General features: G+C 63.8%; 18 protein-coding genes. 6 read left to right on the top strand and 12 right to left on the bottom strand.

What is annotated here, in order from left to right:
- Nucleotides 1-28 precede the first annotated feature (28 nt).
- Nucleotides 29-796, bottom strand: a complete 768-nt coding sequence (locus tag ACD578_RS00335) for a potassium channel family protein (protein ID WP_404289863.1) — start codon at nt 794-796, stop codon at nt 29-31.
- 179 nt (nt 797-975) lie between these two features.
- On the opposite strand from ACD578_RS00335, the gene ACD578_RS00330 reads away from it, so the two are divergent.
- Nucleotides 976-1,635 (top strand): HAD family hydrolase, encoded by a 660-nt coding sequence (locus ACD578_RS00330; RefSeq protein ID WP_404289861.1) that lies wholly within the window; start codon nt 976-978, stop codon nt 1,633-1,635.
- Nucleotides 1,636-1,641: 6 nt separating this feature from the next.
- Here ACD578_RS00330 and ACD578_RS00325 read toward each other — a convergent pair whose 3' ends face one another.
- Nucleotides 1,642-2,046, bottom strand: coding sequence for a winged helix-turn-helix transcriptional regulator (locus ACD578_RS00325; protein ID WP_404289859.1), 405 nt, complete (start codon nt 2,044-2,046; stop codon nt 1,642-1,644).
- 103 nt (nt 2,047-2,149) lie between these two features.
- Here ACD578_RS00325 and ACD578_RS00320 point away from each other — a divergent pair, with 103 nt between their 5' ends.
- Entirely contained in the window at nt 2,150-2,746 is a 597-nt protein-coding gene (locus ACD578_RS00320; protein ID WP_404289857.1) for an NADPH-dependent FMN reductase, read from the top strand.
- 81 nt (nt 2,747-2,827) lie between these two features.
- Here the strand turns inward: ACD578_RS00320 and ACD578_RS00315 are convergent, their stop codons facing one another.
- The 5 genes from ACD578_RS00315 to ACD578_RS00295 all read right to left on the bottom strand — a co-directional run bounded on the left by ACD578_RS00315 (nt 2,828) and on the right by ACD578_RS00295 (nt 9,289).
- Entirely contained in the window at nt 2,828-3,991 is a 1,164-nt protein-coding gene (locus ACD578_RS00315; protein WP_404289855.1) for an iron-containing alcohol dehydrogenase, read from the bottom strand.
- Nucleotides 3,992-4,002: 11 nt separating this feature from the next.
- Complete coding sequence (locus ACD578_RS00310) at nt 4,003-5,394, bottom strand: aldehyde dehydrogenase family protein (protein WP_404289853.1); 1,392 nt, start codon at nt 5,392-5,394, stop codon at nt 4,003-4,005.
- 73 nt (nt 5,395-5,467) lie between these two features.
- Nucleotides 5,468-6,838 carry a glutamine synthetase family protein gene (locus ACD578_RS00305; protein ID WP_404289851.1) on the bottom strand — a complete coding sequence of 457 codons (1,371 nt, stop codon included), beginning with the start codon at nt 6,836-6,838 and terminating at the stop codon, nt 5,468-5,470.
- A gap of 63 nt (nt 6,839-6,901) precedes the next feature.
- Nucleotides 6,902-8,437 carry an amino acid permease gene (locus tag ACD578_RS00300; RefSeq protein WP_404289849.1) on the bottom strand — a complete coding sequence of 512 codons (1,536 nt, stop codon included), beginning with the start codon at nt 8,435-8,437 and terminating at the stop codon, nt 6,902-6,904.
- Nucleotides 8,438-8,500: 63 nt separating this feature from the next.
- Nucleotides 8,501-9,289, bottom strand: coding sequence for an N-formylglutamate amidohydrolase (locus ACD578_RS00295; protein WP_404289847.1), 789 nt, complete (start codon nt 9,287-9,289; stop codon nt 8,501-8,503).
- Nucleotides 9,290-9,413: 124 nt separating this feature from the next.
- Here ACD578_RS00295 and ACD578_RS00290 point away from each other — a divergent pair, with 124 nt between their 5' ends.
- Nucleotides 9,414-10,301, top strand: a complete 888-nt coding sequence (locus tag ACD578_RS00290) for a MurR/RpiR family transcriptional regulator (RefSeq protein ID WP_404289845.1) — start codon at nt 9,414-9,416, stop codon at nt 10,299-10,301.
- Between the two features lie 4 nt (nt 10,302-10,305).
- Here ACD578_RS00290 and ACD578_RS00285 read toward each other — a convergent pair whose 3' ends face one another.
- The gene (locus tag ACD578_RS00285; protein WP_404289843.1) at nt 10,306-11,370 is read right to left on the bottom strand and encodes an AbrB family transcriptional regulator; all 1,065 of its coding nucleotides are present in this window, start codon (nt 11,368-11,370) and stop codon (nt 10,306-10,308) included.
- Between the two features lie 197 nt (nt 11,371-11,567).
- Here ACD578_RS00285 and ACD578_RS00280 point away from each other — a divergent pair, with 197 nt between their 5' ends.
- A complete protein-coding gene (locus ACD578_RS00280; protein ID WP_404289841.1) occupies nt 11,568-12,032 on the top strand; it encodes an RbsD/FucU family protein in 465 nt (154 codons plus the stop codon).
- Nucleotides 12,033-12,042: 10 nt separating this feature from the next.
- Here ACD578_RS00280 and ACD578_RS00275 read toward each other — a convergent pair whose 3' ends face one another.
- The 4 genes from ACD578_RS00275 to ACD578_RS00260 all read right to left on the bottom strand — a co-directional run bounded on the left by ACD578_RS00275 (nt 12,043) and on the right by ACD578_RS00260 (nt 14,822).
- Nucleotides 12,043-13,245, bottom strand: coding sequence for a pyridoxal phosphate-dependent aminotransferase (locus tag ACD578_RS00275; protein ID WP_404289839.1), 1,203 nt, complete (start codon nt 13,243-13,245; stop codon nt 12,043-12,045).
- 116 nt (nt 13,246-13,361) lie between these two features.
- A complete protein-coding gene (gene mscL / locus ACD578_RS00270; protein WP_152710793.1) occupies nt 13,362-13,796 on the bottom strand; it encodes a large conductance mechanosensitive channel protein MscL in 435 nt (144 codons plus the stop codon).
- Nucleotides 13,797-13,850: 54 nt separating this feature from the next.
- The gene (locus ACD578_RS00265) at nt 13,851-14,378 is read right to left on the bottom strand and encodes a VOC family protein (protein ID WP_404289836.1); all 528 of its coding nucleotides are present in this window, start codon (nt 14,376-14,378) and stop codon (nt 13,851-13,853) included.
- Between the two features lie 9 nt (nt 14,379-14,387).
- Nucleotides 14,388-14,822, bottom strand: coding sequence for a DoxX family protein (locus ACD578_RS00260; protein WP_152710797.1), 435 nt, complete (start codon nt 14,820-14,822; stop codon nt 14,388-14,390).
- 103 nt (nt 14,823-14,925) lie between these two features.
- Here ACD578_RS00260 and ACD578_RS00255 point away from each other — a divergent pair, with 103 nt between their 5' ends.
- Together ACD578_RS00255 and ACD578_RS00250 are read left to right on the top strand one after the other, a co-directional pair.
- Complete coding sequence (locus tag ACD578_RS00255) at nt 14,926-15,840, top strand: LysR family transcriptional regulator (protein ID WP_404289834.1); 915 nt, start codon at nt 14,926-14,928, stop codon at nt 15,838-15,840.
- A 72-nt stretch (nt 15,841-15,912) separates the two neighbouring features.
- Nucleotides 15,913-19,422 (top strand): NahK/ErcS family hybrid sensor histidine kinase/response regulator, encoded by a 3,510-nt coding sequence (locus ACD578_RS00250; RefSeq protein WP_404289832.1) that lies wholly within the window; start codon nt 15,913-15,915, stop codon nt 19,420-19,422.
- The last annotated feature ends 30 nt before the right edge of the window (nt 19,423-19,452 follow it).

Genomic DNA, 19,452 nt, shown 5'->3' with positions numbered 1-19,452 from the left:
TACGCAAGTGGAAGCAGCTCTAGCGCCTTCAGATTGCCCCTTCATCCGGAATGTTGAGGACCGTGCCGCAGGCCTTGCAGTGGACTGCATCGCGATCGTGCCGCTGCAGAGCACAGACGGGGCAGGGAAAGCGTACCTTGTCGGGTCTGAGCAGCACCTGCACGAGACGCAGGAAGAGCGTGACGCCGCAGATCATGATCACGACAGAGATCAGGTGTCCCAGCGTTCCGGTCAGGGTGATATCGCCGAATCCCGTGGTGGTGAGCGCCGCAATGGTGAAATACAGCGCATCGATGTAGTTGCCGATCTTCGTGTTCGTCCAGCGCTGCGTCTCGTAGACGAAGCCGGTCATGATGAAGATGAAGACGCCGAGGTTGACCGCAGCGATGATCAGGTCTTCGTTGCGCCGGAAGAACACGCTGTCGGCCCGCAGGCGGGCGAGCAGCTGATAGGTGCGCAGCAGCCGAAGTGTCCGCAGAACCCTCAGGAAGCCTATGCCCTCTCCGACGACCGGGGCGAGAAAGGACACGATGGCCGCAATATCCGCCAGAGTCGTTGGATAGGCCAGATCCCGCCATGGCGTTCGGCTGATCGCAAGGCGCACCGAGAAGTCCGCCAGAACGATCAAGCCGATGATCACGTCCATCCACTCGAAAGCCGGTGAGCGCGGCAGGAAGGACGTGACGACGATGAAAAGGATCGTCGTCACGTCGAAGACCAGAAGTGCGTAGCGAAACTGATGCGCTTCCGGCGTATCGCCCTCGTAAAGAAGCCTGAGCCTGTCGATCACCCGCATCGGGATATCTCGTCGGACAGGCGGGAAAGAATGCGAACCATCAGGGGGATCACGCTTTATACGGTTTATCAGGTCCCCGATTATGTATAGAGCAGGGTTGCAATTCCAACGGGGTGCCTTCCGGGGCGAAGCGGTCTATTCCCTCGCCCTGAGACCCGACATTGTTGAGAGACGGCCCGATGCTCAAAGCTCTGATCTTCGATATGGATGGAACATTGGTTCACAGCGACCCTGTCCACCTGGAGGCCTTTGCCGAGGTTCTGAAAGCCGAGGGCGTCGACATCAACGAGGAGATCTACCGCTCCAAGATCATCGGGCGCACCAACGAGGCGATCTTTGCTTCTCTCCTGCCCCATCTGCCGGTCGAGGAGCACGAAGCCTATGCCGATGAGAAGGAAGCCACCTTCCGCCGCATGGCTATGGAGCTGAAACCGTTGGAGGGCCTCCTCGAGTTGCTCGACTGGGCCGAAGCGCGCGGCATCAAGGTCGCCCTCGTCACCAACGCGCCGCGCCTCAACGCGGATCACATGCTGGACGTGCTGGGGCTGGCGGAGCGCTTTCCCGTCCAGATCACCATCGAAGACGTCGAGCGTGGCAAGCCCGATCCCCTGCCCTATCTGACGGCGCTGGCGCGGCTCGGCATCAAGGCCGAAGAGGCGGTCGCCTTCGAGGATTCGCCATCAGGCATGAGGGCCGCCAAGGCCGCCGGCCTGTTCTCTTTCGGTGTTCTGACCGGGCTGACCCGAGACGAGATGAGGGAGATCGGGGCCGATGGGGCCATCGTGACCTTCCACGACCGGGCCCTCTGGGAAATCCTGGAGCACAGGGCCGCCTCCTGAAATCTCTCAAGCGGCGTCGAACTGCCGAAGGCCGGTCCCGGAGCCGGTATCGCCTTCATCGAAGCGTCGGCGTGCCTCCAGGATCTCGTCCCGATTCTGGATCGCCCACTCGCCCAAGCCCCGCACAGTCTTGAGCAGGGAGCAACCCAGCCCTGTGAGCTGGTAATCCACTCGGGGCGGAATGGTCGGGTAGACGGTGCGCGTAACGAGCCCGTCTCGCTCCAATCCGCGCAGCGTCAGGGTCAGCATGCGTTGCGAGATCCCGGTCACGCTACGGCGTAACTCGTTGAATCTCTTAGGTCCCTCGCCCATCTGGACGACGACCTGGACGCTCCACTTGTCGCCGACGCGCGACAGGATCTCCGTCACCGTCCGACAGTCGGTGGGAACATGGATGTGACTGGGTGACATGAAAGTGCCTCCTTGCGCGATGCTCAGGAAGTTACTTAATGAGCCTCGGTTACAAAACGGAACTTAAGGGTTCCGGCCTTCGAATGCAAACCAAGGACATGTCATGAAGCCCAAGCTTCACATCATCATCGGCAGCACCCGCCCTGGCCGGATCGGCCCCAGCATCGCCCGATGGTTCAGCGACTACACGGCCGAGCATGGCAAGTTCGAGCCTGTTCTGGTCGATCTGGCGGATTTCAACCTGCCCGTCTTCGACGAGCCCGAGCACCCGATGAAGCAGAACTACCGCCATGCCCATACCAAGGCTTGGGCCGCGAGTGTGAGCGCCGCCGATGCCTTCGTATTCGTGACGCCGGAGTACAACTACGCTCCGCCCCCGGCTCTCGTGAACGCGCTCAACTACCTGTCCCGCGAATGGAACTACACTCCCGTCGGCTTCGTGAGCTATGGCGGCATTTCGGGCGGTCTGCGTTCGGTTCAGGTGGCGAAGCAGATCGTCACGACCCTGAAGATGATGCCGATTCCGGAAGGCGTGCCCATGCCGATGGTGTTCCAGAACCTGGACGAGACCGGCAATCTCAACGCTCCCGACATCTACAAGACCTCGGCGGCCACGATGCTCGACGAACTCTTCCGCTGGACGGAAGCGCTCAAATCGCTCCGGGCCGAGCGCAAGACTCCCCTGAAGGCTGCCGCTTAAACGCCGACCGATATCCCTCAAAGGAAAAGGCACCGCTGCAGCGAACAGCGGTGCCTTTGTCATTTTATAGCGGGCAATTCGTCAGAGACGCCCGGCCAGCGCATCCTCGAAGAGCTTGCGGGCGCTGTCCTTGGCGATCGGCACCGGATTGCCGCCGGCGGTGGGATCGTTGGGCGCCATCTCGGACATTTCGTCGAAACGAGCCGCATCGACCTTCAGGCCTTCTAAGGTGTGCGGTACGCCAAGATCCTTACGTAGTTGCAGCACCCAATCGAGGAAGGCCTGGAACGAAGGTTCCAGGCCGATAAAGGCGGCGAGTCGTTCGATCCGTGTCTCGATGGCCTTGCGGTTGTAGACCAGCACATACGGCATGAAGACCGCATTGGTCAGGCCGTGGTGGGTGTCGTAGAGCGCGCCGGTCGGATGCGAGAGGGCGTGGATCGCACCCAGTCCCTTCTGGAACGCGGTGGCGCCCATGGCGGCGGCCGACATCATCTGGGCGCGGGCTTCAATATCCTTTCCGTCCTTGTACGCCCGCGGCAGGTATTCCTTCACGAGGCGGATGCCCTCGACTGCGATGCCGTCCGCCATCGGGTGATAGCCCGGTGCGCAATAGGCCTCGATGCAATGCGCGAGCGCATCGAGTCCCGTGCCCGCCGTGATGTGCTGCGGCATGCCGACCGTGAGCTCCGGATCGCAGATCACGATCTTCGGCATCATCAATGGATGGAAGATCACCTTCTTGGTGTGGGTGGCTTCCTGCGTGATCACGCCGGCGCGGCCGACTTCGGAACCCGTGCCCGCCGTCGTCGGGACGGCGATGATCGGGAGAATGCCGTTCGGGTCGGCGCGGGTCCACCAATCGCCGATATCCTCGAAGTCCCACATGGGACGAGTCTGGTCCGCCATGAAGGCGATGACCTTGCCGGCATCGAGCGCCGAGCCGCCGCCGAAGGCTACGACCCCGTCGTGCTTTCCAGCTTTCAGAGCCTCAAGACCCTTGTAGACATTGGTCTCGACCGGGTTCGGCTTGATGTCCGAGAAGATCGCGGCCCTCAGGCCGGCGCCCGTCAGCTGATCCAAAGCCGCCTTCGTCATGGGCTGGGTCGCCAGGAACGGATCGGTGACGATGAGGGGCGCCGACATGCCGACGACCTTGCAGCCCTCGGCGAGTTCCGCGATGCGGCCTGCGCCGAAGCGGATGGCGGTGGGGTAGTTCCAGTTGGAGCGGGGAGATGTGGTCATGATGCGTGCAATCAGATCTGACGGAGGTGGTAGGATTTCGGACGGGTGAGGGCCTCGTAGGCCAGCCGCGAAAGGCTCGCGCCGCGGCCGGTGTCCTTCACGCCGGTCCAGGCGAGCGCGGGATCGAGATAGTCGCAGCGGTTCATGAAGACGGTGCCGGTCTCCAGCTTCTCGCCGATGGCTTCCGCCGCATCGACATCCGAGGTCCAGATGGCGGCGGAGAGGCCGTAGGGCGAGTCGTTCATGAGGCGGATCGCCTCCTCGTCGCCCTTCACCTTCATGATGCCGACGGTCGGGCCGAAGCTCTCCTCGCGCATGACGCTCATGGCGTGGTCGACGTCGGTGAGCACCTGCGGCGCGAGGTAGGCGGAATTACCGACATCGGCCGGGAACTTCTTGGCGTCAATATGGGCCTTCGCGCCCTTTGCCACCGCTTCCGCGTTCTGCTGGCGCACCAGGTCGGCGAAGCGCTTGTGCGCCATCGGGCCGAGCGTCGTCGTCTCGTCGAGCGGATTGCCGAGCACGTATGTGTTCACGAGATCGATCGCGCCCTCGACGAAGCGGTCGTAATGCTTCTCGTGAACGTAGATGCGCTCGATGCCGCAGCAGCACTGGCCCGAGTTGAAGAACGCGCCATCCACGAGGTTCTCGATGGCATGATCGATATTGGCATCCTCGCGCACATAGGCCGGATCCTTTCCGCCGAGTTCGAGGCCGAGCGAGGTGAACGTGCCTGCTGCTGCGCGCTCGATGGCACGGCCGCCGGAGACGGAGCCGGTGAAATTGCAGTGATCGACAAGACCGGAGCCCAGGATGCGGCTCGTCTGGTCGTGACTCAGGTGCAGGTTCTGGAACAGGCCCTTCGGCATGCCCGCCCGGTCCATTGCCATCTGAAAGCGCTCGCCGGCGAGCACCGTCTGCGAGGCGTGCTTCAAGAGCACCGCGTTGCCGGCCATGAGCGCCGGCACGATGGTGTTGATGGCGGTGAGATAGGGATAGTTCCAGGGTGCGATGACCAGCACGAGACCCACGGGCTCGCGCTTAATCATGCGGCGAAAGCCCGGCTTCTCATCGTCGGCCGGGATGGGCTGCAGGCTCTTCTCCGCAATCCCGATCATGTGGCGCGCGCGCTCCTCGACCCCGCGGAACTCGCCGCCATAACGCACCGGGCGGCCCATCTGCTGGGCGATTTCGGGCACCACTTCCTGGTTCATCGCAAGCAACGCGTCGAGGAAGGCGGAGACCTTGCCGGCACGCTCCGACAGCGAGGTGTTTCGCCACGCCTTTTGCGCCCCTCGCGCCGAAGCAATAGCGGCATCGATGGCAGCCTCTGACATGATGGGACGGCGGACGAGCTCGCGTCCGTCGATGGGGGAAATGCAGACGATATCGGTATCGGCCATGATGTTATGTCTGAAAGACCATGATTCCAGGGAATCATGGTCTTCTCCTGTGCTTTGAGTCTGGATGAATCTTTTAGATGATCTCGAAGTAGCGGGCGAGTTGCCAATCGGTGATGGCCTTGCGGGCCTCACGCTCTTCCCATTCGCGCGTGGCCGCATAATGCTCGACGAAGGTGTCGCCGAAGAGTTCACGCGCAGCCTTGGAGCCCTTCAGACGCTCGGCGGCCTCGCCGAGGGAGCGCGGCAGGGCCCGCTCCTTGGGATGCTCGACCGCATAGGCATTGCCTTCGATGGGCTCACCCGGATCGATTCGGTTCTCGATGCCCCAGAGGCCTGAGCCGATGGCGGCCGCCAGCGCGATATACGGGTTGATGTCGGCGGCAGCGACCCGGTACTCCACGCGCTGCGATTTTTCGGAACCTGGAATGACGCGCAGGGCCGTGGTGCGGTTCTCGACACCCCAGGCGGAATCGGTCGGCGCCCAGAAGCCCGGAATCAGTCGCGTGTAGCTGTTCACCGTGCAGGCGACCATGGCGAGCAGTTCCGGCATCAGCTTCTGCTGACCGCCGACGAACCAACGCATGGTTTCCGACATGTTGTGCTTAGCCTGTGCGTCGTAGAACGCGCCCTTGCCGGAGGTGATATCGCGCAAGGAGGTGTGCAGATGACCGGACTGGCCAGGCCAGTCGCGCGACCACTTCGCCATGAAGGTCGCCATCCAGCCGCGGCGCTGCGCCAGGATCTTGGTGTAGGTCTTGAACAACGCCGCCTTATCGGCCGCCTTCAAGGCATCATCGACGCGGATCGCGGCTTCCAGAACACCGGGGCCAGTCTCCGTGTGCAGTCCCTCAATCTCGAAATCCATCCTGTTCGCGAGGTCGAGAAGCTCGTGATAAAAGTCCGCGTGAACGCCTGAGCGCAGCACCGAGTAACCGAAGAAGCCCGGCGTGATGCTCTTCAGGTCGCGATAGTTCTTCTCGCGCACGGAATGCGGCGTTTCCTCGAACAGGAAGAACTCGAACTCCGCTGCAGCCGAAACGGCAAAGCCCATATCCTCCGCTTTTTTCAGCACACGGCGCAGCACGCCGCGCGGACAGGCGGCCTCCGCATAGCCGTCGAACTCGGCGAGGAAGAATGGCAGGTCGTTCTCGAAGGGAATGAGCCGCATGGTCTCCGGCAGCACCCGCACCGACGCGTCCGGATAGGCCGTATGCCAGCCCGTGAGCTTCGTGTTGTCGTAGAGCTGATCGTTGGAGTCCCACCCCAGCACCACGTCGCAGAAGCCGAAGCCCTTCTCGAGAGCGGATTCGAACTTGTCGCGGGCCATGTACTTGCCGCGCATGATGCCGTCGATGTCGACGACGCCGACCTTCACGAAGGGAAGATCGCGGCTGCGCACGTATTCCGCAGCCTCGGCGGCATTCTTGATCTTGGGAGCGTCCATTCGAAAAACCTTGACCGAAGAGGAAAAATGGGAGCGCGCACAACTGCGCGCTCCCGGTTCGCATCAATGGGACTTGTATTCGCTCTCGCCCTTGGTGAGCGCGAACTCCTCCTCCGGCGAAAGGATGAGCTTATGGCGTCCGATGAGCAGGAAATAGGCCATCATCACCGCATAGTAGATGGCGACGCCAATGACGGCTGTCTGGAAGACCGAGTCCGTCAGCTGGAAGTAGAGCGTCACCGCCGCGATCACCATGCAGATCACCGCGCCCGCGATGCCGAAGGGGCTGGTGTAAGGCCGATGCAGGCTCGGGAACTTCTTCTTGAGCACGATATAGGACATGCCCTGCATGAAGTAGGCGAGCATCGCACCTGCGACCGCCATGTTGAGCAGCGTGCCGCCGATGACGGTGGCACCCGCTTCGGCACCGCGCGCGAACCAGATGATCAGCATCACCACAAGACCGAGCACAGCGCCCGCGATCAGCGCCATATGCGGAGTCTTGCGCCCGCCATGCGTAACCGACAGGAAGCTCGGGAAGTAGCCCGCCCGCGAGAGCGAATAGATCTGCCGCCCGAAGGCGAAGATGATGGTGTGGAACGAAGCGATCAGCCCGATCACCGCAACCGCCGCCAGGATCTTCGCGATATCCGTGCCGAACAGGGTGCGGAACCCGTCGAGCAACGGCTCGCCGGACTTGCCGAGGCCTGCGGCGCCTGGCGCGATGCCCGTATTCAGGAAGAGCACGAGGAACGCGGACGCGATCAGCGTGAGGATACCGGCGATGATGCCCTTGGGCATGTCCCTCTGCGGATCGTGCGACTCCTCCGCCGCAAGCGGCAGCTGCTCGATGGCCAGGAAAAGCCAGACTGCGAATGGCAGTGAGGCCAGAATGCTGCCCACGCCCATGGGCAGGAACGGGCCGTTGCCGTTCGGCATCTCCGCACCATCAGGGCCGATATTCAACGCCCAGCGCGAGAAGTCGAACTGACCGGAGAACAGGACCGACAGATAGAAGGCGGCAAGCACGGCGAGGGCCGCCAGTGTCACGCCCACCGTGACCTTGAACGAGAGCTCGACGCCGATGATGTTGAGCCCGACGAACAGCGCGTAGCACAGCACCCAGTAGACAGGCTGGAATGCCGGCGCCGTCTCGAAGATCGCCGACAGATACGAGCCGATGAAGAACACGATCACGGCCGGCGTGAGCACGAACTCGATATTCTCGGCAATGCCCGTGACGTATCCCGCCCACGGCCCCATCGAGGTGCGGGCGAAGGAATAGGCGCCGCCCGTATGCGGCAGGGCCGGCGACATCTCGGCGAGCGAGAAGGTGAGGCCGAGATACATGATGGCGATGATGATGGTCGCGAAGAACATCGAGCCGAAGCCATTCGCGAGACCCAAGTTCCAGCCCGAATAATGGCCCGAGATCACCGCCCCGACGCCGAGCGCCCAGAGCGACCAAACGCGGGCATGACGCTTGAGACGCCGCGCTTCGAAATAGCTTTCATCCACCGTGGTGTAGGTAATGCCGGCAGAGCCCTGCGCTCCGGCCGGCGGGGCATGCACCCCGGTACTTCCTTGTCCGACTGACATCGAGTTGATCCTCCAAGAAGTTCTGTCTTTCGGGTCACGGCACATTCTGCGCCATGCCCGTCATCAGAGCGTCCGTGCCCCCTCCCTCAAAAGCGGCGCCAGACGATTGGCCCACGACGCCTGTCCGTCTTGTGTGCGGATCAGGTCGTTGCGGATTTCGATCATCAGCGGAGGAAGGCCGCGCCTCTCGGCGTGGCGCTCGAGTGTGTGGAACACCCGATCCGCTGGTGAATAGGGTTCGTTCATGCCGACGACGAGTGCCGGATCCTGCTTCAATCCGGCCTCGACGCTGCGCGCAAAGCGCTCATCATGGTTGAAGATCAGGCCGATCTGCCAAGGGCGCGGCACATCCCGGTAGACCGGTGTGAAGGAATGGATGGAGACGATTGCCGTCAGCTGCCCCGCCGCCTTACGGGCCTTCGCGAAGGCGTCGACCGCGCCGTGAAACGCATCGTATACCTCGCGTACGCGGGTCGACCGCTCCGTCTCATCGAGATCGACGTTGCCCGGAATCGTGGTGCGCTCGCTGAGCGTCCAGATCGAGTCAGGCGCGGACGGCTCCCGATTGAGGTCGAGCACAAGGCGCGAAACGGTGGCATGGATCAGGGGCGCATCGAGCAGGCGCGAGAGTTCTTTTGCCACGCCAAGCGCCCCGGGGTCCCAGGCGATGTGGCTTGCAAGCTCGGCCGGCCCGAGTCCCAGGGTGCCATAGCGCGCCGGAAGGCGGTTGGAGGCATGTTCGCAGATGAGCAGGATCGGCGAGCGTCCTTGCGGATTCTCCACGACGGCAACCGGCTGCTCTGCCGTTGCGGCAGAGGACAGATCGGCCGGCTTCCGACTCGCCTGCGTCATGCGGTTCTCCTTTGACCTGCCTCAAGGCAGGTCAGTCCCCGTTTGAACGCTTGATACGTTTCTTTTATTTTTCTCGCGTTCTGAAATTTCTGATACAGCTTTTCAAAAGCGTCAAGGAGGGAGTGTGAATCAATCCGGTATGCGTGACGACCATCGCCCCTCTCCGACCGACCCACCGAGCCTGGCCGAGCGCATCCGCCATGAGATGGATACCTTCACCCCCAGTGAGAAGCGTGCTGCCCATCTTCTCCTGAGCCATTATCCCTTCGCCGGGCTCGATACGGTGGCCGAGTTCGCTTCCCGGGCCGGCATTTCCGCACCGTCAGTCCTGCGATTCGTCACGCGGCTCGGTTTCGGCGGCTTTCCGGATTTCCAAAAGCATCTGCGCGGAGAACTGGAAGCCCAACTTCTGTCGCCGCTCGCCAAGGCGGGTCCCTCCGACAAGGGCCAGGGTGCGCCGGCGCTCGCTTCCTTTGCGGAAGCCGTCATCGGGAACTTGCGGGCGACGGTGGAGAACATCGCCCCGGCGGAATTTGACGCGGTCGTGGCGCTGCTGTCGGATCCGCGCCGACACATCCATTTTACCGGAGGGCGCTTCACCGGGGCGCTCGCGCGCTATGCCGAGAGCCATTTCCGCATCGTGCGCAGCCACGTGGATTTCATCGAAGGCCAGCCCGTCCTCTGGCGCGACCGGCTGATCGAGATCGGCCGCAAGGACGTGATCGTCGCCTTCGACATCCGCCGCTATCAGGAGGATGTCACGGCGCTGTGCGAGACGGCCGCGAAGCAGGGCGCGACGGTCGTTCTTCTCACCGATCCCTGGCTCTCACCCATCGCCCGCGTCGCCCGGCACGTGCTGCCGGCGCACATCGTGGCGCCCTCCAACTGGGACTCGTCCACCGGTCTCCTGCTCCTGACGGAGGCGCTCGTCGCGGCCGTCACCAAACACCTGTGGGACACCGCCAAGCCACGCATGGAGGCGGTCGAGCGGCTGCGGAGCGGGAGATCGTAATGGCCTATTCCGCGGCTTCCGGCTGGCGTCGTTGCAGCCACGCGATGAGAAGCGGCAGAACCAGTCCGATGCCCAGGAAGCGAACGAGGTGGTGGATGCCCACATAGAGCGGATCGAGTCCGAGGATCAGCGCCAGCACGGTCATGGCTTCGAGTCCACCGGGGGCGAAGGCCACGAGTCCGTTGGCGAAGCTGACCCCTGCGAGCCAGGCCGCGACACCTGCGAAGAGCGCGGCCACCACCATGCCGACCGTGAAAGATCCGAAAGCCGCCACCAGCGCTCGCCTCAGGGTCGAGCGCTGGAGATTGCGGAACCGTTCGGCGATGAAGAGCCCGATCAGCACGAGGCCGCCCGTGGCGATGACCGGAGGGATGACGCCCGTCACCCATTCAGTGCCATGGCTGACGGAACTGACGATGGTAGCGCCGAGCAGGATCGGAGCGGCCACTTTCAGCCGGTTGAACACCGTCCCCAGAGCGAGCCCGCCGAGAAGAATGAAGGCCATGCCCTCCGGGCTCTCGATGGGAAGCCCCTCCCCGATCAGAGCGCCGCCATTACCCCCGCCGCCCGTGACAACGACGAGGCTCGGCAGGAGCGCGATGAGGACGAAGAGACGGAAGTTCTGCACGATGGCGATGGAGGCGACCTCCGCGTTCCGGTCGGCGGCCACCGCCAGAACAGTCGAGAGGGCACCGGGCACGGAGGCCAGCACCGCATCGGCCTTGCGCCAGCCCGACATGCGCGTGAGCCAGGCAGTCGAGGCGGCCGAGATCGCCACGACGCCGATGACAAGGAGGATGAGGCTGCCCGGATAGCGGCCCATGGCGGCGATGGCGGCCGGCGAGACCGCTGCCCCCATGGCGGCGCCGGAGGTCAGCATGGCGGCATCGGCAAGCGCCTTCGGCAGGGGCACGGCCCAACCGGTGAGGCCCCAGAGCGTGGCCGCGATAGCCGAGCCCGACAGCCAAGCGGCCGGAACGCCGAGCCCGTGGAAGACGAACCCGCCGAGAGCGGCAACCAGGATCTGGATGAGATGGGCGAGGACGAGACGCATCACGGCTCTGCTCATGAACGTCCTTCACCGTCGCGTCAAATGCCGGTGGTGCGCAGATGCCATGCGGTCACGGTCTGCCCGTGCCTAGCGCATCGTGCGGAACAATGACCCCGGTTTCCGCACCGAACGGTGCGCTATCAAAGAGTGAGCATTGCAGAGATCTTAAAAGCCTGCTGAGATTGCGCTCACTCAAACAAGACGTGGAGGAAACGGTGCTGCACGGAATCGACCCGGCGCTCAATGCGGATCTGCTGTATGTGCTCCAGGCCATGGGCCATGGCGATGATCTCGTGATCTGCGATGCCAATTTTCCCGCCGATTCCATCGCGCGCCAGACGACCTACGGCCGGTTGATCCGCACGGACAATATCGGCTCGCCCCAGGCCATCCGTGCCGTCCTCTCGCTGATGCCGCTCGACAGCTTCGTCGAATATGCCGCAGAGCGCATGGAGGTCGTCGGCAATCCTGACGAACTCCCGGCCATTCAGCAGGAGGCCCAGGCCGCGATTGATGCGGTGGCGCAACGCGATGCCGGACGCGACACTTGGCCGATGGGTTCGGTCGAACGCTTTGCGTTCTATGAGCGCGCGAAAAAGGCCTATGCCATCGTCGCAACAGGCGAGCGCCGCTTCTACGGCTGCTTCATCCTGAAGAAGGGTGTGATCCCGCCTCCGTAGAGAACCAGGCTCAGGCCACGAGCCTTGGCAGGGCCTCGCTGATGCGGCGGACTGCTTCTTCCACATCCTCGGGCCTGCGCAGGTAGCACAGACGCAGGTAGCCCTCACCGGCTTCCCCGAAGGCAGAGCCCGGCGCGAGGCCGACATTGGCCTCGTCGATGAGCCGGAAGGCGATGTCCTTCGAGTTCGTCGCGCCCTTGATCTTCAGGAAGGCGTAAAAGGCCCCGCTCGGCGGCGGCAGTTCCACGAGGCCCGTCTCCGCCAAGCGTCCGACGATTTCCCGTCCGTAGCGTGCCTTGGCGATCTGGTCGGCCAGGAAGCTCTCACCCTGCTCGATGGCGGCGACGCCTGCGCGCTGGATGAAGACCGGCGTTCCGGAGGTCTGGTACTGCACGAGGTTCTCGATGACCTGGCCCAAAGCCAGCGGGGCCTCCAGCCAGCCGAGGCGCCAGCCGGTCATGGCCCAGTTCTTCGAAAAGGTCTGGACGAAGAGGATCTTGTCCTCGGGCTCCATCACATCGCGGAAGGACGGCGTGCGTCCATCGATGGAAAGCGCCGGGTCGTGGACGAAGCGACCATAGATCTCGTCCGCCACGATCCAGAGCCCATGGCGACGGGCGAGGTCAAGCACGGTGCGAAGATCCGCATGGCTTGCAACCCATCCGGTGGGATTCGAGGGCGAGTTGATAACGAGGACGCGGGTGCGCGGCGTGATCGCCTTTTCGAGCCGCTCGAAATCGAGATGCCAGCCTTTGGCGTCGATCGTCATTGGCACCGCGACCGGCCGTGCACCGGCAATCGTGATCGCACCGGCGAAATTCGGCCAGGCGGGCGTCGGAACCAGGACCTCGTCGTCGTTGCCGGCCAGCATGCGGAAGGCGAGTTGCATCGCGGGCATGCCGCCCGAGGTGACGAAGAAGCGCTCGGGATCGAAGGCCTTGCCATAGACCTGCTCGTGGTAGCCGGCGATGGCCTGGCGCAGTTCGGGAATGCCGCGCTGGTAGGTGTAGAAGGTCTCGCCCTTCGCGAGCGATTGGGCGGCTGCTTCGCAAATGAAGGACGGCGTCGGCAGATCGCCCTCGCCCACCCAGAGCGGGATGATACCGGGCTTCAAGCGGCCGTAGCTGAAGACGTCGACGATCCCGCTCGTCGGCGCCTGCTCCGCTTCGGGGCGCAGGCTGAGAACGGATGGAATCGAGACGGACGCATTCATCGGAGATTTCCTCGAAAGACAGGCGGACAGGGATGGCCCGTTCGCCCGCTCAAGGCAAGCCTCGAACGCGTCTTATGACAAAAGACGAAGGATCCAATCGAAACCGGTGATAGGTTTCAGGCTGTCCGGCCAGTCTTCAAGAGGTCGCGGATCTCCGTCAGCAGCTTCACGTCGGCCGGAATTTCCGCAGGCTTATCTGCCGTCCCGGTCTTCGCATCCTCCGCGCGGCGCAGGCGGTTCATACCCTTGACCAGGAGGAAGAGGATCCAGGCAATGATGGCGAAGTTGATGGCGACCGTGATGAAATTGCCCCAACCGAGCACGGCCCCCTGCTTCTTGGCTTCGTCGAGCGACCCCGCCGTGATGTTGCCTGTCAGGGCCGTGAAGTAGTTCGAGAAGTCAAGGCCGCCAGTGACGGCCCCGATGATGGGCATGAAGATGTCGCCGACGAGAGAATCCACGATCCTGCCGAAGGCAGCACCGATGATAATGCCGATGGCAAGATCGACCACATTGCCGCGCAGGGCGAATTGCTTGAATTCATTCCACATGACCGCACCTCTTTGCTTAGTCCCAAGCTAAAGCTGCCCGATCTGGGAATTTCGTCAAGCTTCCCGGCTGGCCAAAAGATCCTGCAGGTCGAGGCGCTGTGTGACCATCGCGAGTTCGCCGTCGGCGGTTCTCGGCCACTGGTCTTGCGGGCGGTCGACATAGAGCTCGATTCCGTTGCCGTCGGGATCGCTCAGGTAGAGCGCCTCGCTCACCCCGTGGTCGCTCGCGCCTTGCAGGGGAATGCCAGCCTGGGCCAGCCGATAGAGGGCATCGGCGAGGGCTGCCCGCGTCGGATAGAGGATCGCCACATGATAGAGGCCCGTGGTGCCGGGAGGCGGTGGGGAGCCGCCCTTGCTCTCCCAGGTATTCAGGCCGATGTGGTGATGATAGCCGCCCGCCGAGACGAAGGCGGCCTGGGTGCCGTAGCGCTGGATCAACTCGAAGCCGAGTACGCCGCAATAGAAGGCAAGCGAGCGTTCGAGATCGGCGACCTTCAGGTGAACATGGCCGATCCTGACGCCGGGATCGATGGGGCGTGCCACCGGCGTTCCGGTGACTTCATGGGAAATGGGCTTGACCATGAGGGTGCCTCAGGCTGAACGCGTGGACAACGCCGGAGCAGTCTTCGCCGATCCGGCCCGCACCGCAAGGGCGCCGTCGCCCAGGAGAGCCTGCGTCACGAGAGCGGCGATCCAGAACGCCAGGTATTCCCAGCCGCCATTCGGATTGTTGAAGAAGAACCCGGCCGGGCCGTGGACGAATGCAATGGCGCCGAGAAGGACCGGGATCAGGGCCAGCGAGACCCAACGGGTGAAGAACCCGACGATGAGGGCAATACCACCGGCCGTTTCGGCCGCAATGGTCAGGTAGGCCAGGGCCGGAGGCAGGCCGAGGCTGCCGAAGAATTGGGCCGCGCCAGCCGGCGTGAACACGAAGACCTTGAGGCCCGCGTGGGCGAGGAACAGGATTCCGAGCGTGATGCGCAGGATCAGGGCGGCGTAGGGAGCGGTGCGGGTATCGACCATGGGAGATCTCCTGAATTGGGTCCTCCCCTATAATCTCAAACTCAGAATATGATAATCCTTACTTCAGAATATCACTTCACACCAAGAGAGTGAGATCGTTGCGATGCTCGACCGCGTTACCGGCATGCAGGTCTTCGTTCGCGTCGCGACGCTCGGCAGTTTCTCGGCGGCGGCGCGCGCCCTCGACCTGTCTCAGACCATGGTGACGAAGCATGTGGCAGCCCTCGAAGACCGGCTCGGCGTCAAACTGCTGCACCGGTCCACGCGCAAGCTGGTGCTGACGGAGGGCGGCCGGAACTATCTCACCGCCTGCGAGCGCATTCTCGCCGAGATCGAGGAGGCGGAGGCCTCCGCGAGCCTCGACCGCGTCGAGCCGAGGGGAACGCTGCGGCTCAACGTTCCCCTCACCTTTGGCTTCCGGCAGGTCGTCCCGGCTCTCACCGAGTTCAGCCGGCTTTATCCAGCCGTCTCGTTCGACCTCGGCTTGGCCGACCGCTATGTCGATCTCATGGAGGAGGGATGGGATCTGGCGATCCGGATCGGGCGGCTGAAGGATTCGAGCCTCGTCGCGCGGCGACTCGCCGCCTGCCGAACCATCATCTGCGCCTCTCCCGCTTATCTGAAGCAGCACGGAATCCCGCAAACCGTGGACGATCTCGCCCAACACAATTGCCTCGGCTATACCCTGCCGAGCGTCATCGGGGCGAACCGGTGGGCGTTCGGCATCGACGGCGATATCGTGGTGCCGATCCAGGGCAATCTGCGGGCCAACAACGGCGACGCCCTGCTGGCTGCAGCCGTCGCCGGACAGGGGCTGATCTATCAGCCCACCTTTATCGTGGGCGACAGTCTGCGCGAGGGCAGCCTCGTTCCAGTTTTGAGCAACTATCCGACCTATGAGCCCGCCATCCATGCCGTCCTGCCCTCGGGCCGACAGGCTCCGGCCAAGGTCCGCGCCTTCGTGGCGTTCCTGGCCGAACGCTTCGGGCCGGAGCCGGAATGGGACCGGGACCTGTGACTGCACCCGCCATGGCTTTCACGCCCTTAACCCGCTAAAGCTATTTTACATTTGCTTGCGAGGGTTGAGCCTATGGTTGCCACCTGGGCCGTCGTGTTGTCGGCGCTGGTTTATCTCTGCTTCCTGTTCACAGTGGCCCATTGGGGCGACGGCGGCGGGCGGCGCTTCATTCAGGGCCCGGCCCGCTCCACCATCGCGGCCCTTGCGCTTGCGGTCTATTGCACGTCTTGGACCTTCTTCGGATCGGTGGGGCTTGCGAGCCATTCCGGCTTCGACTTCCTCGCCATCTATATCGGCCCGATCCTCGTCATCGGCCTCGGCTATCCCCTCGTTGCCCGGATCGTCAGGGTGGCGAAGACGCAGAACATTTCCTCCATCGCCGACTTCGTCGCGGCTCGCTACGGCAAGAGCGAGCGGGTCGCCGCCCTGGTCAGCCTGATCGCGCTCGTCGGCTCCATTCCGTATATCGCGCTGCAATTGAAAGCGGTCTCGTCCTCGCTCGACGTGTTCCTGGGTGCGGCCAACGAGGCGTTTCCGTCGCAGCTTCCCTTCATCGGCGATCTCGCCTTCGTCGTCGCCCTCGTGCTGGCGGGCTTCGCCGTCGCGTTCGGCACCCGCCACACGGATGCGACCGAGCACCAGAACGGGCTCCTTCTGGCGATCTCCATCGAGTCGGTGGTGAAGCTCATCGCCTTCCTGGTCGTCGGCGTCTACATCACCTTCGTGATGTTCGACGGCTACGATGCCATCGTGCAGCGGCTCCATGCGCAGGGGACCAGCGCGGACCTGATGGGACGAACCTCGGGGTTCGGCAGCTACATCACCCTCATCCTGCTCTCGACCTGCGCGGCGCTTCTCCTGCCGCGACAGTTCCACGTGACGGTGGTCGAGAATCACGACATCGCGGATCTGAAGCGCACCGCCTGGCTGTTTCCGCTCTATCTGGTCCTCATCAACCTCTTTGTGATCCCGATCGCGCTTGCAGGCCTCGGCTCGTTTCCCGAAGGCACCATCGACCGCGACATGACCCTGCTGGCGCTGCCGCTCAGCGACAAGGCGGGCACCGTCGCGGTTCTCGCCTTCCTCGGCGGGTTCTCGGCCGCGACGGCCATGGTCATCGTCGATTCCGTCGCCGTGGCGGTGATGATCTCGAACCATCTCGTCATGCCCATCGTCCTGCGGCGGCGCGCCTTTGCGGGCGTCGATCCGGGCAGCTTCGTGATCGGCGTGCGGCGCATCTCCATCGTTCTCGTCATTCTCCTCGGCTATGTCTATTACCGCGCCTCCGGTGAAGCGGCGCTTGCGGCCATCGGCCTCTTGTCCTTCGCGGCCATCGCGCAGGTCGCGCCCGCCTTTCTCGGTGGGCTCATCTGGTCACGCGGCACGGCGCTCGGCGCCAGCGTCGGGCTCGTCGTCGGCTTCCTCACCTGGGCCTACACGCTTCTCCTCCCGAGCCTCGTCTGGGATGGCGTGTTCTGGTCCGACGTGGTCGTCACCGGCCCGTTCGGCATCACCGCTCTCAAGCCCACATCCCTGTTTGGCGTCGACCTGCCGCAACTCACCCACGGCGTCGTCTGGAGTCTCACGCTCAACATTATCTGCTATATCGGCTTCTCGCTGTGGCGGCCGGTGACCGCGATGGAGCAGATCCAGGCCAATGTCTTCCTGGGCGAGGCGGCCGCCTCTGCGGCACCGAGCTTCCGCCTGTTCCGCGCCAGCGTCACCGTCGGCGAGTTGCGCGCCACCGTCGCCCGCTACCTCGGCGAGGAGCGGACGAACCGCTCCTTCGAGGGCTTCACCCATAGCCGTGGACAGAATCTGGAGCCGCGTGCGGAAGCCGATGTCCATCTTCTGCGTTATGCGGAACACCTCCTGGCCTCGGCGATCGGCACGGCATCGTCGCGCCTGGCGCTGTCGCTGCTGCTGCGCCGGCGCACCGTTTCCACGGAAGCGGCTCTCAAGCTGCTCGACGATGCCTCCGCGGCGATCCAGCACAGTCGCGATCTTCTCCAGCATGCGCTCAACTATGCCAAGCAGGGCATCACCGTGCTCGACAGCGACCTGCGCCTGCTTGCATGGAACCAGGCCTTCATCGATCTCTACGACATGCCGCCCAATTTCGTTCACGTCGGCATCAGCATGGAACGCATCGTTCATTACAATGCCTCGCGCGGATCGTACGGACCCGGCAGGATCGACGAACTCGTCGCCGCTCGCCTCCACTCCTTTCGCCACGATGTGGAGCCCGTGCGCCTCAGGCTCTATCCCTCCGGCAAGGTCATCGAGATCCGCTCGAATCCGCTCCCCGATGGCGGCCACGTGACCACCTACACGGACGTGACCGAAACCGTTCTGGCCGAGGAGGCGAGCCGCCGTGCGAACGAGACCCTGGAGCAGCGCGTGCGCGAGCGAACCGAGGAATTGACGCGTCTCAACGAAGCACTGAGAAGCGCCAAGGCCGAGGCCGACGAGGCGAACATCTCCAAGACCCGCTTTCTCGCCGCCGCCTCGCACGACATTCTGCAGCCGCTCAACGCGGCGCGGCTCTACGCGGTCTCGCTCGTGGAGCGGGATCGCGAGGCGGGCGATGGGTTGCTTGCCGAGAACATCGACGCCTCGCTCGATGCGGTGGAGGAAATCCTCACGGCGATCCTCGACATCTCGCGCCTCGACACGGGCGCCATGAAGCCGCAATGGTCGAGCTTCCGTATCGATGAACTGTTCCGCCAGTTGCAGCGGGAATTCGAGCCTGTTGCCCGCAACAAGGACCTGAAACTCACTTTTGTCCACTCCTCCCTGACGGTGCGCTCCGACCGGCGCCTGATGCGGCGCCTGCTGCAGAACCTGATCTCCAACGCGATCAAGTACACGCCGTCGGGCCGCGTGATCGTCGGCGGACGCCGGCGCGGCGGTCATCTCGTGCTGGAGGTGTGGGATACGGGCCTCGGCATTCCGCCGTCGAAGCAGCGCATCGTGTTCCGCGAGTTCCAGCGACTCGATCAGGGCATGAAGGCCGCGCGCGGTCTCGGCCTCGGCCTCTCCATCGTCGAGCGCATCGGCCGCGTGCTCAAGCATCCGATCACGTTGAATTCGGAAGTGGGGCGCGGCTCGGTGTTCCGGGTCGAGATGCCGGTGGTGGCGGCTCTTCCGGCAACCGCCGCAACACCCGAACTGCCCAAGCCTGCCGCGACGGTGCTGTCGGGCCTGCGCGTCCTCGTCATAGACAACGAGCCGGCCATCATCGAAGGCATGCGCCTGCTTCTTTCGGGCTGGGGCTGCGATACCTGGACGGCGTCCGATCTCGAGACCGCACATCGGGCACTGAGAACGCACAAGGCCCTGCCGGAGGTGATCATCGCCGATTATCACCTCGACGACACGGACGGCCTCGAACTCATCAAGGCCCTGCGCTGGAAGACCCAGGTCGACACGCCCGCCGTGCTCGTGACCGCCGACCGCACGCCCGCCGTGCGCGACGCCGCCGCCGCGATGAACATCCACGTGCTCAACAAGCCGCTGAAGCCGGCAGCCTTGCGGGCGCTTCTGACGCAATGGCGGGCGACGAAGGTCGCGGCGGAGTGAGTGCCGTCTTCCCGGCATGCCCGCAGGTGC

The sequence above is a fragment of the Microvirga sp. RSM25 genome, from assembly GCF_044784385.1.
Taxonomy (GTDB): Bacteria; Pseudomonadota; Alphaproteobacteria; order Rhizobiales; family Beijerinckiaceae; genus Microvirga; species Microvirga tunisiensis.
Note: the sequence above shows the minus strand (reverse complement) of the source record. Positions and strands in the feature narration are given on the sequence as shown.

Bases quoted from the DNA above. Each gene is read 5' to 3' on its own strand.
- ACD578_RS00335 (WP_404289863.1), bottom strand. From the start codon at position 796: ATGCGGGTGATCGACAGGCTCAGGCTTCTTTACGAGGGCGATACGCCG.
- ACD578_RS00330 (WP_404289861.1), top strand. From the start codon at position 976: ATGCTCAAAGCTCTGATCTTCGATATGGATGGAACATTGGTTCACAGC.
- ACD578_RS00325 (WP_404289859.1), bottom strand. From the start codon at position 2,046: ATGTCACCCAGTCACATCCATGTTCCCACCGACTGTCGGACGGTGACG.
- ACD578_RS00320 (WP_404289857.1), top strand. From the start codon at position 2,150: ATGAAGCCCAAGCTTCACATCATCATCGGCAGCACCCGCCCTGGCCGG.
- ACD578_RS00315 (WP_404289855.1), bottom strand. From the start codon at position 3,991: ATGACCACATCTCCCCGCTCCAACTGGAACTACCCCACCGCCATCCGC.
- ACD578_RS00310 (WP_404289853.1), bottom strand. From the start codon at position 5,394: ATGGCCGATACCGATATCGTCTGCATTTCCCCCATCGACGGACGCGAG.
- ACD578_RS00305 (WP_404289851.1), bottom strand. From the start codon at position 6,838: ATGGACGCTCCCAAGATCAAGAATGCCGCCGAGGCTGCGGAATACGTG.
- ACD578_RS00300 (WP_404289849.1), bottom strand. From the start codon at position 8,437: ATGTCAGTCGGACAAGGAAGTACCGGGGTGCATGCCCCGCCGGCCGGA.
- ACD578_RS00295 (WP_404289847.1), bottom strand. From the start codon at position 9,289: ATGACGCAGGCGAGTCGGAAGCCGGCCGATCTGTCCTCTGCCGCAACG.
- ACD578_RS00285 (WP_404289843.1), bottom strand. From the start codon at position 11,370: ATGAGCAGAGCCGTGATGCGTCTCGTCCTCGCCCATCTCATCCAGATC.
- ACD578_RS00275 (WP_404289839.1), bottom strand. From the start codon at position 13,245: ATGAATGCGTCCGTCTCGATTCCATCCGTTCTCAGCCTGCGCCCCGAA.
- mscL (WP_152710793.1), bottom strand. From the start codon at position 13,796: ATGTGGAATGAATTCAAGCAATTCGCCCTGCGCGGCAATGTGGTCGAT.
- ACD578_RS00265 (WP_404289836.1), bottom strand. From the start codon at position 14,378: ATGGTCAAGCCCATTTCCCATGAAGTCACCGGAACGCCGGTGGCACGC.
- ACD578_RS00260 (WP_152710797.1), bottom strand. From the start codon at position 14,822: ATGGTCGATACCCGCACCGCTCCCTACGCCGCCCTGATCCTGCGCATC.
- ACD578_RS00255 (WP_404289834.1), top strand. From the start codon at position 14,926: ATGCTCGACCGCGTTACCGGCATGCAGGTCTTCGTTCGCGTCGCGACG.
- ACD578_RS00250 (WP_404289832.1), top strand. From the start codon at position 15,913: ATGGTTGCCACCTGGGCCGTCGTGTTGTCGGCGCTGGTTTATCTCTGC.